This window comes from Lacrimispora sp. YZC11, from assembly GCF_057543815.1.
The window spans coordinates 359627-376916 of the sequence record NZ_BAAJYQ010000005.1; the positions used below are offsets into that span (position 1 = coordinate 359627).

Below are 17290 nucleotides of genomic sequence, written 5' to 3' on the forward strand. Positions count from 1 at the left end.
AGTCCGCATTGAAGCTCATACAACCGAAACCTTCCCCTTGCTTACTTTTAAGAAAATAAGCAGGGATATGACTGTACTGACCGTCAATATGGATGCCAGTGCGGCCGCTGTACCATAGCTGTTTCGGACGACCTCCGTATAGATGGCAACGGATATGGTACTTGTCTTGCCGCCGTAAAGCATAACGCTGGAAGACAGCTCATTGATACAGGTGATCCAGCTTAATATAGCTCCTGACAGGATGCCGGGGGCCATAAGCCTTGCCGTTACCTTGACAAAAGTTTTCATGGGGGACACGCCAAGGCTTATAGAGGCCTCCTCCACACTGGGGTCCATCTGCTGCAGGAATGCGCTTCCCGACCGCACCGTATAAGGCAGCTTCCTGACTACAAAGGCTATAATCATAATAGCGGCCGTACCCGTAAGGATCATCGGCTGCTTATTAAACGCCACGATCAGGCTGATGCCCAGTACCGCGCCCGGAATGACAAAGGGGAACATAATGAGAAGATCCATCAGCTGCCCCGCTATTCCTTTCTGGCGCACCACGATGTAGGATATCAGCATGCCCAGTACGATGATAAACACAATGGCTGCGGCAGAGAATACAAACGTATTCCGGATATTGGTCCACAGTCTGTTAAAAATCGTCACATAGCTTTCTATGCTGAAGCCTTTTTTAAAGCCTGTAAAATCACTTTTTACAAAGCTGCTGACCACCACCACGATCTGGGGGAGGATGCCGATAAGGGTCACCAGCAGAACCGGCATTGTTACCAGGAACCGTTTCAGGCCGTGAAGTTTTTCTTCTTTAGGCGGCCTCATGGCTGTCATGACATAATTTTTTCTGGTCACAAAATATTTCTGCAGCAAAAGCACCGTCGTCGAGCAGAGCACCACAATTACGGACAGGGCACTTGCTAAATGAGCATTTCCGCCGATCTCGCTCATATATTCGTTGTATACCAGCACGGGAAGAACCATATAGCCTTCTCCGATGAGCATGGGCGTTCCAAAGTCCGCGAGGCTGGTCATGAATACCATAATGGCTCCGGCAGCGATGGAGGGCAGGATGACCGGTATGGTGATGGTCAAAAGCCTTCGCAGCTTGTTGCTTCCCAGATTCTCTGCCGCCTCCTCAAGGCTTGAGTCAATGCTTCCCATTGCCCCTGACGTATATAAATACACGTAGGGAAACAGCTTGAACGTAAAAACAAGAATAATACCCAGCTTTCCATAAATACTGGGAAGATGGATTCCCATGCCTTCAAAAAACTGTGTGACAAAACCAGCGCGCCCGAACAGCATAATCCAGCTGTAAGCGCCGATAAACGGAGGGCTCATAAGGCTCATAATGATGAAGATATGAATGAAACGTTTTCCAAAAACGTTGTATCTGGACATCAGATAGGCCATGGGCACCCCTACGGCCAGAGTCGTAGCCGTGGTGACAATGGAGACGAACAGGCTTCGGCCTAAAGAGGAATAATAATACTTTTTCGTGAAGAACCGGATATAGTTCTCAAGGGTGAAGCCTTCTACCTTGCCGGAGAAGAAGCTTCGCGTGATCAGGGTGCAGAATGGATAAATCAGAAACAGCAGCATAAAGCCTACCACCGCCACTTTCACCCAAAACCAGAAGTCCAGCTTCCATCCTTTCTTTACCATGATATCACCTCCTGGGTCTGGGCATCGTATACGCCTACCGCACTGATATCAAAATTCACCCGCACTTCCTGACCATCCGGCCGGAGATCACTGGCATCCTTTGTGTATTCGTTTAATTGAATGGACAGGCCATTGTTGAGCTGGATTTCATACTCAATGAAATCTCCCAGGAACGTGGAAATGACGATCCTGCCCGGAAGCCCTTCCCTTTCATCAAAGAATAGCTGCTCCGGCCTTGCGGAAATGATCCCTTTCCCCTTGTAAGCGGATTTCAGCCTGCAGGTTAAGCTGCATTCATCCTTGATGTTTAAAACGGCTCTGTCCGGTACGCTTCCATCTACCTCGCACTCAATGAAATTTGATACTCCGATGAATCCGGCCACAAAGGTGTTACCCGGCTTCTTGTAAATCTCTTCCGGCGATCCCACCTGCATGATGTTGCCTTCCTTCATGACTGCGATCCGGTCGGAAATAGCCAGAGCCTCCTCCTGATCGTGGGTAACGTAAATGGTAGTGATCCCAAGCCGCCTTTGCAGTTTCTTAATAACCGTTCTCATCTGCACTCTGAGCTTTGCGTCCAGATTGGATAAGGGCTCATCCATGAGAAGCACCCCCGGCTCAATGACAAATGCCCTTGCAAGGGCCACCCGCTGCTGCTGGCCGCCGGACAGCTCATTTGGTTTCCTGTCCTTTAGGTTTTTGATCTGCACTAAGTCGAGGGCTTCCTCCACCTTGCGGGAAATCTGGTCTTTCGGATATTTCTTTGCTTTCAGACCGTAAGCCACATTCTCCGCCACGGTCAGATGGGGAAAGATGGCGTAGTTCTGGAACACCATGCCGATATCCCTTTTGTGGGCATCCAAATTGTTGATCACCCTGTCATCAAAGCAGATCTCCCCTCCATCCACAGAATTGAAGCCTGCAATCATACGAAGCAGTGTCGTCTTGCCGCATCCGGAGGGCCCAAGCAAAGTGAAAAATTCCCCCGGCTTCATCTCCAGATCCACTCCATTTAGCGCTGTAAAATCACCGTACTTTTTCACGGCCTGTTTAATAATTACTGCATGGCTCATATTTTTCGCTCCTCCTTAAACCCTCAGATGTCTTCCTGTCCCTTACATCAAAAGACCGTCCTGTCCCCGAAGGGCCGGGACAGTCTTTTTTCGTCAGAATGTATTCCTATCCTTTTTTATTAATCCACCATAATGTCATTGAACTTCTCAATAATGGCTTCTTTCTCATTTGCCGCCCAGTCAAAATCATAATCCACCAGCACGATATCCTGTAACTTCGCCATTCCTTCGCCTACTTCCATGTCACTTCTTACCGGACGGCGTCCCCAGTTCTTGCTCTGCTCCGTCTGGCACTCCTTAGATGTGACGAAATCGATAAACAGTTTTGCGTTCTCCTCGTTGGGGGCACCCTTTACAAGAGCTACACCATCTGGTACTGCACTGGTTCCGTCTTTGGGATATACGAATCCAACCGACGGATCTTCCTTATACTGGACTGCGGATTTCTCCAGAGTCAGACCTACGTAGAACTCACCGTCTGCAACCATCTTGTGGCACTTGCCGGAAGAATCGACTATCTTGCCATCCAGATTATCATATAATTTCTTAATGAAATCCCAGCCGGCTTCCTTGCCGCCATGGCCCAGGATCATGGTACAAAGCTGAGTGTACGCGGAGCCGGACTTGGATGGCAGGCAGTATGCGATCTTGCCTTTCCATTCAGGCTTTGTTAAATCCTCCCATGTTTCGGGAATGGCAAGGCCATCCTTCTGGATCAAATCCTTGTTGTAAAAAATGACCATAGGCAGGGGACTTTCACCGATCCACATGTCATCGGCATCCTTATAAGCATCACCAATGAACTCGTCGTTGGCACATACATAGGGAGCGAAATAATCCTTAAACGCCGCCAGGGAGTCAGCACCGCCGCCCCACAATACGTCTGCAATGGGGTTGGCAGACTCGGCTGCAATACGGTTGCACAGCTCACCAGTACCTGCCGCCACGACCTCCACCTTCACATTGGGGTACTTCTCCATGAATAAGTTCACGCCTGCATTAAGCGGGTCCGCATCATGAGGAGAATATACGACAACGGTTCCTTTGTAATCCCCCGGTGCCTTTGCAGCCGCCCCGGCTCCGGCCTTGGTCTCCTCTGCCTTTGTTTCAGCAGCTGCCGTTGTCTCCGCAGAAGTCTGGGGAGCTGCTGTGGTTTCTGCAGGCTTTCCGCTGCCGCTGCAGGCGGATAAGCTTAATGCTGCCAGTGCTGCCAGTGAAGCTGTTAATAATCTTTTTTTCATAAATAACCTCTCCTTTATAAAATTATTTGGGTACACGCTTATATGGAAATATTTAGTTCTGATGGTCTAATTATAAGGTTTTAATGTGCATTTTTCCATTTAATATTCTTACATTTCTTTTGTCATCCTGAACTTTTGCACTATTTTTTATTGTTATTTCAATTTTACATGTACATATTTCCTAATCCCCAACATAAAAAGTCTACCACTGGATTAGTCGTTATAATGATCCATAAGACTTAGATCATCCTGTTCCCAAACAATTAGGCCGCCAAAAAATGGCGGCCTAAAAATGAAAACATTATTTCGGTAATACCCTGATAAACATCTTTATATTTCCTTAACTGCATATTCAAATTCCAGATCTTTGATTCCGTTTCCTATAAACAGAGTCAATACAGGATCGTCACAGAGTTCCTTGATAATTGGTATCAATTCATCCCTTGTTCCGAAGGATATGTTCTTTATTTTTCTTATACCGTTCGGGTGTATAAAGTTCACAGGTTTCGGATCAATGTTAAAATAGGTCATGAGGAAGGGAAGCTGCATCTCATCCGGAAACAGACACTTAAACCGTAATTTTCTTCCTTTCGTATCATTCCTCCGTGAGAGCATTTCAAAATATCCTTGTTTATATTTCTCCAGGATCTCTTTTTCTTCCCTTAAATCTGTTTTATAGTTCTCAATTGCGACTCCGCACGGGCCTCCTTTATGGTTATCCCAATAATCCAGACGGTTTACCAATTTGCTTTTTCCAAACATGCGTAAAATACTCTTCATGAATTTCGGCATTCCGGTTGAAGCAAGCAGTTCCAGATAAGGACCTTCGGAAAAATAAATAATCGCATTATATGGATTTTTCTCCGCCCCATATTCCACTTCAAATCCCTTTTCCTTAAATTCTTTTACTGCCCGGTACAAGTCATCTACTTTATATATAATATGGCTGGTTTTCACCTGGGTACACTCCTCCTATCCGTTATAGGGTTATTATTAATATGATTAATTATTCTGAAAAACGCAGATGGATGAATTTCATCATGTTTATCCGGTCCGAGATTTTCATCATAACGCGGATACCAAAGCCCCACTGCCTGTTAACCGGTATGCCCTTAAAGTATTTTTCACAGGCAATTGCCTGGATATCCGGGGACCAGTGTTCCAAATCATTTAAATGATTGACGTAAAAATACATCATGGCACCTTTATTCCCGGTCTTTTCAACCATACGGTTTGACTTCTTAACCGCCTGTCTTGATTCCGCATCAAAATAAATTTCGCCTCCGGGAAAACGTTGAGCCATCGCCTGAAAGATTGCTCTCAGCTGTTCTTCTTTGAAATAATAAAAAACTCCGGCCGACACAAATAATATGCCGTCCCGGCGATTAAAAATAACATGATCAAACCAGGAGGTATCAAACAGGGATTTGGCAATGCTTGTGTTACGTGGGGAATCGGGAAGGAATTTCTGACGGAAAGCGATGGCATCAGGCAGGTCAAGATTATACCAGTTGATGCTTCCGTTATCCACCCTGGAAAAGGTGGTATCCAGCCCTGCCCCGATATTTACAATAGAAGCACGGGGATGTTTTCGGATGAATTTACGGATTGCATCATCAATTTTCCTGGCGCGGACGATATAACAGATTCCACCGAATTCACCGAAGGTTTTTGCAATGGTGCTGAAATCATAATCACAGTTTTTGATGATTTCCATGGCTTCCTTATCATTTAATATTTCAAGGTTTTTCGCACTGGCCGTGGCGCGGCCCCACAGCGGTAAAAGCATGGTGTTTTGTACTGTTTGGGAATTTAATTCCGATTTCATTTAATATACCTCCTCCATGTTCCCTTTAGACACTCCAGCCCATGCTTTCCTGCTGGATCCGGTACAGCCTTTCATAAAGCCCCTTATTGTTCATCAGTTCCTCATGGGTTCCCTCCTCGGCCAGCTTACCTTCATTGAGTACGATAATCTTATCCGCCCCTGACACAGTCCTTAAACGGTGAGCTATGACGATTACGGTTTTGCCTTCAATCAGCCTGGAAATCGCCTGCTGGATAAGCGCCTCATTCTCAGGGTCAAGGGAGGCGGTTGCCTCATCTAAAAGTACGATAGGCGCATTTTTTAACAGTGCCCGGGCAATGGAGATTCGCTGCCGTTCCCCTCCGGAAAGTGTACTGCCGTTTTCTCCAAGCATTGTCTCATATCCCTGGGGCATAGCGCTTATAAAGCCGTCACAGCAGGCTGCCTTCGCCGCTTCCATGACCTGTTCTTTCGTGGCTTCCATGTTTCCGATGCGGATATTGTTGTATACCGTGTCGTTAAACAGCACCACATCCTGAAACACAAAGGACATATAGCTCATTAAATGTTCCGGGTCAAGGGTTCTTACATCGGTCCCGCCAATCTTTACGCTGCCCTGGTTTACATCCCAGAACCGGGCGATCAGCCTTGAGATGGTGCTCTTCCCGCAGCCCGAAGGTCCTACCAGTGCCGTGATGGCATCGGAAGGAATGGATACCGTAAGATTTTTGATCACCATGTCCTCTTTTGGATTTTCCACATTGTAGCCGAAAGAAACATGATCAAAGTCAATATTCCAGTGTGTCAGTTTTTTTTCCGATCCTCCTTCCATGACCGGAACAGTCATGAGTGTGCGCATCCGTTTCGTAGCGATCCGGTGGTAAAACAGTTCCGGCAAAAGAGTGAACTCCACAAGAACCGGGCCGTAAATCCTGACAACGATGACAAAAAACATCAGCATTGGAATCAGCTGGATGCTGCCGCCCGTCAGTAAGTAAGTTCCGGTAAAAACAGTAAGGCCCACACCTGCCTGTAAGATCATCTGGGCGCCGGTGACAAATATCCCGGTTCCAAATTCCATTTTGATCGCCATTTTCATCATTAAGTGCAGGGCATCATCCAGCGCGGCAAACTTTGAGCCGTCTAATCCACAGGCCTTGATAACCTTGATTCCTTCCAGATACTCCTGCACATGATCGGACGCTTTCAGCTTTGCCTCCACCTGTTTCTCACTGAAACGTGCCTGGATCTTTTTGCTGCCCAGGATGACGAGGAGTGCAGCAGGCACGGTAATGAATACGGAAAGAGCCATCCTCCAGTCAAAAGCGGCCATCATAATGCAGATAATGGTAATGGAGATGGCATTGGCGCCTAGCTGAGGGAGGATGTGACTTAACACATGTTCCGTCGTCGAACAGTCGGCCATAATGTTTGTGGTCAGTTCGGAAAGATCCTTTGAATTGAAAAAGCTCATGGGCAGCTTCCTGATCCGCTCGGCAATGCTGATTCTTGAATTCTCCGCTTCCAGATAAGAAGTGACATAGGTCTTTTTATAATCGTTTTTGCTGGCAAGAAACACCAGAACTGCCGAAGCAATACCGCAGCCAAATAAAAACCACATCCTGGTCCAGGAAATCTCCTGTGCCATCAACGGCTTTAAAAGCTCGGCAAAAACCTGAATGGTCACCGCAAAAGGCAGCATGAGCGCCAGATTGGTGATCGTGCAGGCGGCAACGGCTTTTTTTAAATCTGAATAGCCTTTATCGGTAAGCATCAATACTTCCTTCCATTTATACATGTTTCCTTATCCCCTTTCTGTCCATCTTCCAGTCAAGAGCTTTCGTATACACGTTCCACATATCAAAATATTTCTCCTGTTTCTCCAGCAATTCTTCATGGCGGCCATGCTCAATGAGCCTGCCCTTGTCTATCACTATGATTTTATTGGCACTGCGGATGGTTGATAAACGGTGGGCGATCATGATTACCGTCTTCCCATGCATCAGCTTTTGAAATGCCTGCTGGATCAAATGTTCATTCTCAGGGTCGGAAAATGCAGTTGCCTCATCCAAAAGTACAATGGGTGCGTCTTTTACAATGGCTCTGGCTATTGCAATCCTCTGCTGCTCTCCACCTGAGAGATGGACGCCTTTTGTTCCTATGACCGTATGGTATTTTTTCGGCAGCTTTTCAATGAATTCATGGCACTGCGCTGCCTTGGCTGCAGCGATCACCTGCTCGTCGGTGGCGTTCTGGTTTCCCAGCCGGATATTGTCCATAATGCTTTGCTTAAAGAGGAACACATCCTGGAATACAAAGCTGACCTTTTCCATTAAGTATTCGCTTCTCATCTGACGCACATCAACGCCTCCGATGAGGATCCTGCCCTTCGTCACATCGAAAAACCGGGGAATAAGATGGGCAATGGTGCTTTTCCCGCCTCCTGATGGGCCGACAATGGCGGTAATCTGGTTTTCCTCCGCCCGGAAGGAAATGCCTGAAAGTGCCTGTGCCTCCTGACCGGTATAAGAAAAGGATACGTTTTCAAATGCGATCTCATGGCTGGAAATTTCCCTGGGATTTTGGGGCTGTTGCAGCTGCGGGGTCTGCAGGATCTCATCCATTCGTTCCACTCCTCCGATGATCTGCATTCCGCTGGTGGAAACGTACATGATTTTCATCAGAACTGCTGCAATGGAGGGAACAAAAATAAGATAAAAAATGAATGTGGCGGCAAAGTCAGTATAATCAGTGGTATTTAACCCGATCAGGATGCCCACGGGAATCAGGAACAGGTAAATGTTATTGATAATCGTATGAAAAGACGACATGTAGTTTTCCCAGCTAAGGGTATAGGGAATTACCATGCGGGTGTATTCCTTAATGGCACTGTGCATCCGGCGGAAGGAATAGACCGTTTGCTTAAAGGCCTTGACAACGGTGATTCCCCGGATATATTCCACGGAAGCATTGTTCATATCCTCCAGGGCAGTCTGGTACTTTTCCATCATGACTTTCGCCCCGTCATTGCCATAGGCTTTCATCTGAATCACAAGGGAAATGACAATGCCTGCCGCAGCAGCAAGACCAAAACGCCAGTCAACAGCCAGGAGAATGATGAACATGACCACAGGAGCCACAAAGGAGGCCACCAGGTCTGGCAGCTGGTGGGCGATGAAGCCCTCAATCTTCTCAATGTTTTCATCCATGATCTTTCGCAGCTTACCGCTGCCCACCAGCATATGAAACCCCAAAGGCAATCCGGCCAGATGGGAGGCAAAGTTCACCTTCAGCTCATACAGGGTGCCGAAGGCCGCCAAATGGGAACACATCAAAGCCGCAAAGTACAGCAATATATTTAGGATGATGCCCCCAAATGCCAGCCAACCAAATCCAATGGTCTTTTGCAGATCGAGATTCCCAAAATCAGGGAATACCCCCATGACTTCCTTAACCACAAAGTATATGGCAATATAAGGGATAAACGATGCAACAGATGCCAGCGCCGACAAGATCACTGAAGAAACCATAAGAGGCTTTTTAGTAGCCGCAAGCTCCATCAGCCTGGCCATACCGGTTTTGGGCTTAGCTGCTACAGAATTATTTTGTTTCATAACAAACCACCTTTCTTTTAAAATGTAACTGTTTTTCATAACGGATCCCAATGCCTATAACAGATAATGGTAATGCCATTCCAATAACCGCCTCAGTTAGTTTTGGCTAACCAATCAATTCAGGAATTTTTCGCTTCATCAAAGCCCCATGATCTTCTTCCACCCTGCATGCTGGAACCTCCCAAGCACCAGGGAATAGGAAAGAGCCTTTTCCCTTGGAACATCATGGGCTACAAACTCCAGGATCTGCTGGAAAAAGGAACGGGCCAAAATATGGATCAGAGTACCGTCAATATCCATGACCTCATGACCCAATTCCTTCATGGCCTCGATAAAATCCCAACTGGACTTCTCTTCGATCTGAGCAAGCTGTGCAAAATAGCTGTCACAGCTTCCAGCAGTTCCCTTACAAAATAACAGCTTGAAGACATCAAGCCGGTCATAAATGTAATTGATCATCCAAGGAATCGTATCATCGGTAATATCCTCTAAGGAAGCCGCCTGATCAATGGGTGGAAGGTTCGCAAATTCTTCATGAACCTGTCTGTACCTTTCCAAAAGTCCATCAGCCGCATCTCCCGTCAAGGCATCAAACAACGCTTCCTTGCTGGGAAAATATCCATAAATGGCTCCTGTTGTTACAGAAGCCTCCCTGGCAATCCTTCTTAGAGACGCCCCTTCATAGCCGTATTCCAAAAACTCTTTCTTTCCCGCCACCAAAATAGCCAGACGTGTATCGTTTATTTGAGCGCTCATTCCTTCTCCTTTTATAACACCGTTATATAACAATGCTATTATGGAATGAAAAAGGCAGGACGTCAATACGCCCTGCCGGTTATTTTTCTCATTAAGCCATTTTAAAACGGCTGTTGATGTTTTTTCTCAAATCCTGTTTCCTAAACCTGGCCGCCTTCCACAACCAGATTTTCCGGATCAATTTCATCTCCATACACCGGCTTTAAGGTTTCCTCAAAATCCTTGTGGAAAAACTCTTCCTTGCCAAGAGTCTCGATCTCACTGTTGATCCAGTCTAAAAGCTCTTTGTTTCCTTTCTGAACAGCCGGAGCAATGGTATCCAGATTTCCGATGGATTCGATTCCTACGGTAAATCCCTTGTTCTGAATGGCCCAGGCAAGAACCTCTGTATTATCGGTGGAGAAAGCATCTCCTCTTCCGTCTAAAAGTGCATCATAGGCTTCCTGATACTCATCAAACTTTAACAGCTTGACTTCCGGATGGTTTTCGGAGAAATAAGTTTCCGCAGTAGTTCCCTTTACCACAATCAGGGTCTTATCCTTTAACTGTGCCACATCAGTAATCAAAGCGGCATCAGGAGATACCACTCCAAGAGCTACCTTCATATAAGGCAGTGCAAAATCCACCTGCTCTTTTCTCTCATCTGTAACAGTGAAATTGGCCAGGATCACATCAACCTTGGCGGACTTTAAATATTCCACCCGGCTGGCAGCTTCTACATATACGAATTCAACCTTATCCTCACTTCCCAGTAAGTCCTTTGCAAGGCGTTTTGCAAAATACACATCATAGCCCTGGATTTTTCCGTTGGAATCCACATATCCAAATGGATTCTTATCGCTGAATACGCCGATCTTAATGGTCCCGGCATCCTTGATTTCAGACAGGGTATTTGCCTTAGCCGCTGCCCCGCCTGTGTTTCCTCCATTGTCCTTTGCCTGGCTGCAGCCTGCTAAAAGACCTGCCGCCATGGTAATGCCTAATAATGCACCCAGTAATTTCTTCTTCATAATTACATCCTCCATTAAATTTTTTATTTTATAACGCTTCATAATGAAACGTATTTAAAAACTGCTTTGCACGCTCTGTACGCGGAGAGGTGAAAAACTCACCCGGCAGGCTCTCTTCCACCACCACACCCTGATCCATAAACAGGACACGGTCAGCCACCGCCCTGGCAAATTCCATTTCATGAGTGACGATGACCATGGTCATTCCGTCCTTTGCCAGTTCCAGCACCACCTGCAAAACCTCCCGCACCATTTCCGGGTCCAGGGCTGCCGTAATCTCATCTAAGAGCAGGATTTCCGGATGCATGATCAGCGCCCGTACAATGGCCACTCTTTGCTTCTGTCCGCCGGACAGCTGTCTTGGGTAAGAATCCTTTTTATCCAGCAGCCCAACCCGGGCCAGAAGCTGCTCCGCTTCCTTCTCCACCTCTTTTTTATCTCTTTTCTGCACCTTTAAAGGGGCCAGGAGAATATTCCCCAGAATGGTCTTATGGGGAAATAAATCGTAGCTCTGGAATACCATGCCGATCTTCTGTCTTATTTCATAAACATCCCGTTTGCTCCTGTCTATGATCTGGTCCTTAAACTGAATCGTACCGGAATCAATAGGCTCCAGCATGTTGAGACATCGTAAAAAGGTGCTTTTTCCACAGCCGGAAGGCCCTACTACCACCACTACTTCTCCTTTTTCCAAGGTAAAGGAAATATCCTTTAAAACCGGCTGCCCGTTTTCGTAGGACTTTCTTAGATTTTCTGTCTTTAAAATCATTTCCTGATTCATTTTTATCAATCCTTTAATTTTTTATCTAGAAGGGCAGCGGCCCTGGAAAACGGGTAACAGATTACAAAGTACAGGATGAAGATCACTCCATATACCCAGAGGGCCGCATCAGGAACCGAGTATCTGGAGGCGTCAATGATCTGTTTTCCAACCTTAACCACCTCAATCACGCCGATCAATACAACAAGAGACGTGGTTTTGATCATTCTCGTCAAAAGATTCATGACTGACGGTAACAGCCTTCTTATGGTTTGGGGAATCACAATATACCGGTATACTGCAAGCTCCGACAGACCTAAGGCAAAACCGCTTTGATACTGATGAACCGGTATGGATTCCAGAGCGCTTCGCACCAGATCCCCCATTTCAGCCGTCCCCCAAAAGGTGAATACAATGACCGCAGCCATTTGCCCGGAAAAGTTCACATTCAAATGCTTTGCAGCCCCAAAATAAACAAGAAACAAAAGAACCAGCTGAGGCATGATCCGGACTGTCTCCAGATAAATCCTTGTAAAAAACTTAACCGGCCTTTTTTTGCTGGTCATCACCATTCCAAGAAGTATTCCAAGTCCCACGGATAAAACCATGGATATGACCGCAATCCTGAGTGATACCAGGAGTCCGCCAAATAACCGCAGAAAATTATTTCCCTCAAACAGTATCCTAATTCCCAAATTCTGCATAGCGGACCCTCCTTTCTATCCAGGAACAGAGTAAGGATATTGGCAGCAAAATGATTAAGTATGCTGCCACCAGCATTAGGAGGGCCTCATCTGTTTTATAATAAATTCCTATCAGATCCTTTGCTACAAACATTAAGTCAGCCAGCGCTACCGCACTGAACACCGATGTTTCTTTTATAAGAAATATGATGTTGGCACAAAATACGGGGACTGAGGTGGTGACCGCCTGAGGAAGAATGATATGCCGGAATACCTGCCCCTTTGTAAGTCCCAGGCTTAGACCCGATTCTGACTGGATGACCGGCACCTGCTCAATTCCCGTGCGGAACGCTTCCGCCATGTAGCTTCCTCCTAAAAATGCCAGCCCTGTCACAGCACAGCTTTCAGAGCTCAAAACAACGCCGATTTTAGGAAGTCCGAAGTATAAAAAAAACAGCTGGATCAAAAGCGGCGTATTTCTGGATATCTCAATATAGCCATTCACAATACTCTTTAACACCGGTATCTTAAATATTTTGACCAGGCTGCACAAAAGGCCAATGGCCGCTGACAGCAGGATTCCCAGAAAAGATATTCGAAGTGTCATACCTGCCGCCTCTACATAAAGCGGCATATAGGCACGTATAAACTCAAAATCCATGATTTTTCTTTTCCCCCTCCTTTTTTCTTATATGATCCATCAATTGTTTTCCTCCCTTTTTATTAATAAATGCAAAAGGAAGCAGGCATTCGCATATACCTGCTTCCTTCCATTTGTTTTCTCTTAGTCACAAGACAAAAAATTGGAAATCAGAAACCAAGACGCGCACGCAAATAAACTGTATCTCTTCTCATGAAGCATCTACAGCAACAACATTTCATCATATGATTTATGTTCCACTTGCAGCTCGTTTTCATTTTCTGGCTCTCCTCATTCATACTAAACCTATATGTTTAATATACTGTTATATTGCCTATTTGTCAACCTTTTTTTAACTGAAACTTCGCATATAAGAATTCCACTCTTAAATGCCTGAATCCATATGATATCAGACCGGGTCCCCGTTTGAAAAAACCACAAGAAAAGACTAACCTAATTCAGATTAGTCTTAAACTTGGGGACAAGCCCAGCTCTTAAATAATTGTTTTATAATGAAACTGCCGTATCTTCGTCTACAGGCGCATCATACAAATTCACATCAAGTTCCGATGTCATCTTTGCTGTTACAAGGCCAGCCAGCATGGCATCATTCACATTCAAAGCGGTCCGTCCCATGTCAATTAAAGGTTCCACTGATATTAACAGTCCAGCCAGGCCCACGGGTAAATTCATGGCGGATAAAACCATCAAAGCGGCAAATGTCGCACCGCCGCCGACACCGGCAATGCCAAAGGAGCTGATTGTAACGATAATAGACAGTTTTGCAATAAAACCAATACTCATAGGGTTAATACCGACAACAGGGGCTATCATTACAGCCAGCATAGCAGGATAAACGCCTGCACAACCATTCTGGCCAATAGTGGTTCCGAAAGATGCCGCAAAGTTAGCAATACCATCGGGTATGCCAAGTTTCTTTGTCTGTGTTTCAATCGTTAAGGGCAGCGTACCTGCACTGGATCTGGATGTAAACGCAATGGTAAGCGTTGGGAAGGCCTTCTTGATATACGTTACGGGATTCAATTTCATCAGCAGGATAATCAAAAGATGTATGGCAAACATGACAATCAAAGCGGCATAGTTTGCAATAACAAACTTGGACAGGGCAATAATGCCTGCTGTGTTCGTCGTTGCGATTGTCTTTGTCATAAGCGCCAGAATGCCATACGGCGTCAATCTCAGGATAAGAGTTACCATCCGCATAACTACGGCATAGAGGGAATTAATGATTTTCAGGAAAGTTTCCGCTTCTTCCGGCTTTTTCTTTTGTATTCCCAATGCGGATATCCCAAGAAACGCGGAAAAGATAACCACGGCTATGGTAGAGGTTGCCCTGTCTCCGGTCATATCCTGGAAGGGATTTTGGGGGATAAAGCTCAAAATCTGCTGTGGTATCGTCTGTTCCTGCACGGTTGTAACTTTTCCTTCAAGATACTCGGCCCGGTCTGTCTCTGCCTGGCCTACGGTTATTTCTTCCGCCGTCAAATGAAATATATTTGCAGTTGCAATACCGACCAAAGAGGAAATGAATACAGTCAGCAGTAATGTCGCCAGCACATATGTACTGATTTTCCCCAAGCTTTTATGGGATTTCAAATTAACCGTGGCCGATATAATGGAGACCATAATAAGTGGGATAACAATCATTTTCAAAAGATTAACGTAACCCGTACCGATAATGGATATCCAATCCAGCGAAGTTGCAAGTATTGGTCCATTAGATGCAAAGGAAATCTGCAGTATACTGCCTGCTACAATTCCCATAAGCAGGGCAGAAAATACTCTCTTTGAAAATGATATGTGTTTCTTCTGCATATAGTAAAGAATACCGGCAAGCATAAGAATAACTGCTATTGTGACCAAAGTCCATAATAAATCCATAAATATCCTCCTTAAGACCATACATATTGAGCGCTGCAATATCAGAAATTTGTTTAACGGGGAATGACTGTGATCTACTGAAACCTTTCATAGTACGCTGATTCTACGGCGGAATTGGAATTTTTACGACATCAAATATTCATTTTCCCAACACCCCCGGATTTTAAAATATATTCACGAGGAACAACCATAATGATACTGTTTTTGAAAGAGCTATTATTGCCTATATGTTATCCGGCAGAAAAGAGAGTCATAGTAAACCTTTATTTAAGATGAGTCCGGTAAAGGCGGATCAATGAAACGTAAGGAATACTACTACCCGATTCCAACCAATATCATATTTAACATATATGATTAGTATGCAAACATTATGTGGTAAATTTATCATTATGTTTGTACTTGAGGATATTATTGACTTAGCAGTAATACGCATCATGCTCATCATTTTTTCGAAGCATGGGTGCACGTTTACCATGGATGAGCTGGACATGAGCAGAGATGGCATACTAGAAACGATTCTGGTATTGTATATGGTCAAGGGAGGAACTCGCTATAACAGAGTAAGAAATTCTGAAGATTCTTACCGGCAGCTTTGAAAATACTCATGGGTGAAAAAGCCTATGCTGGCAGGTTATTAAAACAATAAAAAATACCCTCAGGATAAACGGTGTCTTTATCGTATCATCGTCTACTCCGAGGGCACATTTCACTTTGTGTGATGTTTTTATTTTTTCAGTGAACTAAAGCTTTAAGCTCATTCCTTCACTCCCATATAATCCATTGCCGCTTTTAATGCCTTCTCAGCATCTTTGATAAATAGTTCAGTTTTGCTTTCGTACACCTTCCGCCCGTCAAAGCGCTCCGGTTCTCTTAAAGATACATCTGCACAGATTAAAATCAGATCAGCTGATTCGATATCCTTTGTGTTCAGTTTATTTTCAATCCCAATGGAACCCTGCGTTTCAATTTTCGCTTTGTACCCATGCCTTTTCGCTGCCTTTTTGATCGCTTCCGCAGCCATGTAAGTATGCGCAATGCCTGTGGAACAAGACGTTACTCCGATAATGTACATAATTTTACCTCCATAAATTTATTATTTATCCCTCTTCCCGGGAAACTTCTTTCTTTAATGTATTAGCAATAACGGCCGTCACCAAGGCCCCTGCCAGAATTGCAATAAGGTACGGAATCTTTTTATCCACCACCATGGTTACAATAGGTCCTCCATGAGGTGCGTAGCAGGATACCCCTAGCACCATAGCGATAATTCCCCCCACCATGCCGCCGATACAGTTGGCCGGAATTACCCGCAGCGGATCTTTTGCCGCAAACGGAATAGCTCCTTCTGAAATACCAATCATGCCCATAGCAAGCGCTGCCTTCCCCGCTTCTCTATCTTCATTATCATATTTCTTTTTCGACAGCAGCGTGGCAAGTCCCATTCCAAGCGGCGGAGTACAGATTCCAACCGCAACCGGCCCTGCGAGGGTATAGATTCCGGCATCAAACATAGCCCAGGCAAACAGACAGGCAACTACATTCACCGGTCCCCCAAGGTCAAGTGCCGTCATAAATCCAAGAATTGCTCCTAAAACCACGATGTTGCTTCCCCGCATACCGGTCAGAAAATCGGTCATCACCTGATTGAAAGACGTAAGCGGCGCACAGATGACATATTCCATGAGCAGCGCAACAGCCAACCCTCCAAGCAGAGGAATAATAAAAATGGGCATTAAAGATTTCAGCATAACCGGAAGCGGGATCTTTTTAATTAAATTAACAATATATCCCGCCAGAATTCCTGCCACCAATGCTCCAAGGAAACCTGTTCCGGCCTCTGCCGCTATCGCACTGCCAATAAAGCCAGGCATGATTCCTGCCCTGTCCGCAATGCCAAATGCAATAAATGCTCCCAGAACAGGCACCATGTAGCTCATAGATAAAGAACCCAATTCATTTAATCTGGCCAGAAGCGGGTTGGTAATATTGATGCCATCCTCCCCAATTTTCGAGAACGCAATTGTCAGCGCGATCAGGATTCCACCAAAAACAACGAAGGGAATCATATAACCAACACCAGTCATCAATGCCTTTTTGACTCTTATTACTTCTTCTCTCACAAATTCCATAAAAACT

At 45.4% G+C, this 17290-nt stretch carries 16 protein-coding genes; 1 reads left to right on the forward strand and 15 read right to left on the reverse strand.

The window, feature by feature from the left end; all coding sequences use genetic code 11:
- Positions 1 to 15 precede the first annotated feature (15 nt).
- The 13 genes from AC27IJ_RS04780 to AC27IJ_RS04840 form a co-directional block, all read right to left on the reverse strand.
- Positions 16 to 1668 carry an ABC transporter permease gene (locus tag AC27IJ_RS04780; protein ID WP_312441784.1) on the reverse strand — a complete coding sequence of 551 codons (1653 nt, stop codon included), beginning with the start codon at positions 1666 to 1668 and terminating at the stop codon, positions 16 to 18.
- On the reverse strand, positions 1662 to 2741 hold the full coding sequence (locus AC27IJ_RS04785) for an ABC transporter ATP-binding protein (RefSeq protein WP_312502075.1): 1080 nt from the start codon (positions 2739 to 2741) through the stop codon (positions 1662 to 1664). Before AC27IJ_RS04785 ends, AC27IJ_RS04780 begins: the two co-directional genes overlap by 7 nt.
- A gap of 119 nt (positions 2742 to 2860) precedes the next feature.
- A complete protein-coding gene (locus tag AC27IJ_RS04790) occupies positions 2861 to 3982 on the reverse strand; it encodes an ABC transporter substrate-binding protein (protein ID WP_312441781.1) in 1122 nt (373 codons plus the stop codon).
- A 330-nt stretch (positions 3983 to 4312) separates the two neighbouring features.
- Positions 4313 to 4939, reverse strand: a complete 627-nt coding sequence (locus tag AC27IJ_RS04795) for a VOC family protein (protein WP_312441780.1) — start codon at positions 4937 to 4939, stop codon at positions 4313 to 4315.
- Positions 4940 to 4988: 49 nt separating this feature from the next.
- On the reverse strand, positions 4989 to 5810 hold the full coding sequence (locus AC27IJ_RS04800; RefSeq protein ID WP_312441779.1) for a class I SAM-dependent methyltransferase: 822 nt from the start codon (positions 5808 to 5810) through the stop codon (positions 4989 to 4991).
- A 25-nt stretch (positions 5811 to 5835) separates the two neighbouring features.
- Complete coding sequence (locus AC27IJ_RS04805; RefSeq protein ID WP_312502073.1) at positions 5836 to 7587, reverse strand: ABC transporter ATP-binding protein; 1752 nt, start codon at positions 7585 to 7587, stop codon at positions 5836 to 5838.
- Positions 7580 to 9403 carry an ABC transporter ATP-binding protein gene (locus AC27IJ_RS04810; RefSeq protein ID WP_487147726.1) on the reverse strand — a complete coding sequence of 608 codons (1824 nt, stop codon included), beginning with the start codon at positions 9401 to 9403 and terminating at the stop codon, positions 7580 to 7582. The genes AC27IJ_RS04805 and AC27IJ_RS04810 overlap by 8 nt, the downstream gene beginning before the upstream one ends.
- A 138-nt stretch (positions 9404 to 9541) precedes the next feature.
- On the reverse strand, positions 9542 to 10159 hold the full coding sequence (locus AC27IJ_RS04815) for a TetR/AcrR family transcriptional regulator (RefSeq protein WP_312502069.1): 618 nt from the start codon (positions 10157 to 10159) through the stop codon (positions 9542 to 9544).
- A 140-nt stretch (positions 10160 to 10299) separates the two neighbouring features.
- Positions 10300 to 11169 (reverse strand): cysteine ABC transporter substrate-binding protein, encoded by an 870-nt coding sequence (locus tag AC27IJ_RS04820; RefSeq protein ID WP_312441775.1) that lies wholly within the window; start codon positions 11167 to 11169, stop codon positions 10300 to 10302.
- Between the two features lie 28 nt (positions 11170 to 11197).
- The gene (locus AC27IJ_RS04825) at positions 11198 to 11950 is read right to left on the reverse strand and encodes an amino acid ABC transporter ATP-binding protein (protein ID WP_312441774.1); all 753 of its coding nucleotides are present in this window, start codon (positions 11948 to 11950) and stop codon (positions 11198 to 11200) included.
- A gap of 5 nt (positions 11951 to 11955) precedes the next feature.
- Positions 11956 to 12633, reverse strand: coding sequence for an amino acid ABC transporter permease (locus tag AC27IJ_RS04830; RefSeq protein WP_312441773.1), 678 nt, complete (start codon positions 12631 to 12633; stop codon positions 11956 to 11958).
- On the reverse strand, positions 12614 to 13273 hold the full coding sequence (locus AC27IJ_RS04835; protein ID WP_487147729.1) for an amino acid ABC transporter permease: 660 nt from the start codon (positions 13271 to 13273) through the stop codon (positions 12614 to 12616). Before AC27IJ_RS04835 ends, AC27IJ_RS04830 begins: the two co-directional genes overlap by 20 nt.
- Before the next feature lie 486 nt (positions 13274 to 13759).
- Positions 13760 to 15154: an L-cystine transporter gene (locus tag AC27IJ_RS04840; RefSeq protein ID WP_312502068.1), complete on the reverse strand. Its 1395-nt coding sequence runs from the start codon at positions 15152 to 15154 to the stop codon at positions 13760 to 13762.
- 389 nt (positions 15155 to 15543) lie between these two features.
- Here AC27IJ_RS04840 and AC27IJ_RS04845 point away from each other — a divergent pair, with 389 nt between their 5' ends.
- Positions 15544 to 15750 carry a hypothetical protein gene (locus AC27IJ_RS04845; RefSeq protein ID WP_487147731.1) on the forward strand — a complete coding sequence of 69 codons (207 nt, stop codon included), beginning with the start codon at positions 15544 to 15546 and terminating at the stop codon, positions 15748 to 15750.
- Between the two features lie 158 nt (positions 15751 to 15908).
- On the opposite strand, the gene AC27IJ_RS04850 is transcribed toward AC27IJ_RS04845, so the two are convergent.
- Positions 15909 to 16226 carry a PTS fructose transporter subunit IIB gene (locus AC27IJ_RS04850; RefSeq protein WP_312441769.1) on the reverse strand — a complete coding sequence of 106 codons (318 nt, stop codon included), beginning with the start codon at positions 16224 to 16226 and terminating at the stop codon, positions 15909 to 15911.
- 25 nt (positions 16227 to 16251) lie between these two features.
- Positions 16252 to 17283, reverse strand: coding sequence for a PTS fructose transporter subunit IIC (locus AC27IJ_RS04855; RefSeq protein ID WP_312502065.1), 1032 nt, complete (start codon positions 17281 to 17283; stop codon positions 16252 to 16254).
- Positions 17284 to 17290 lie beyond the last annotated feature (7 nt).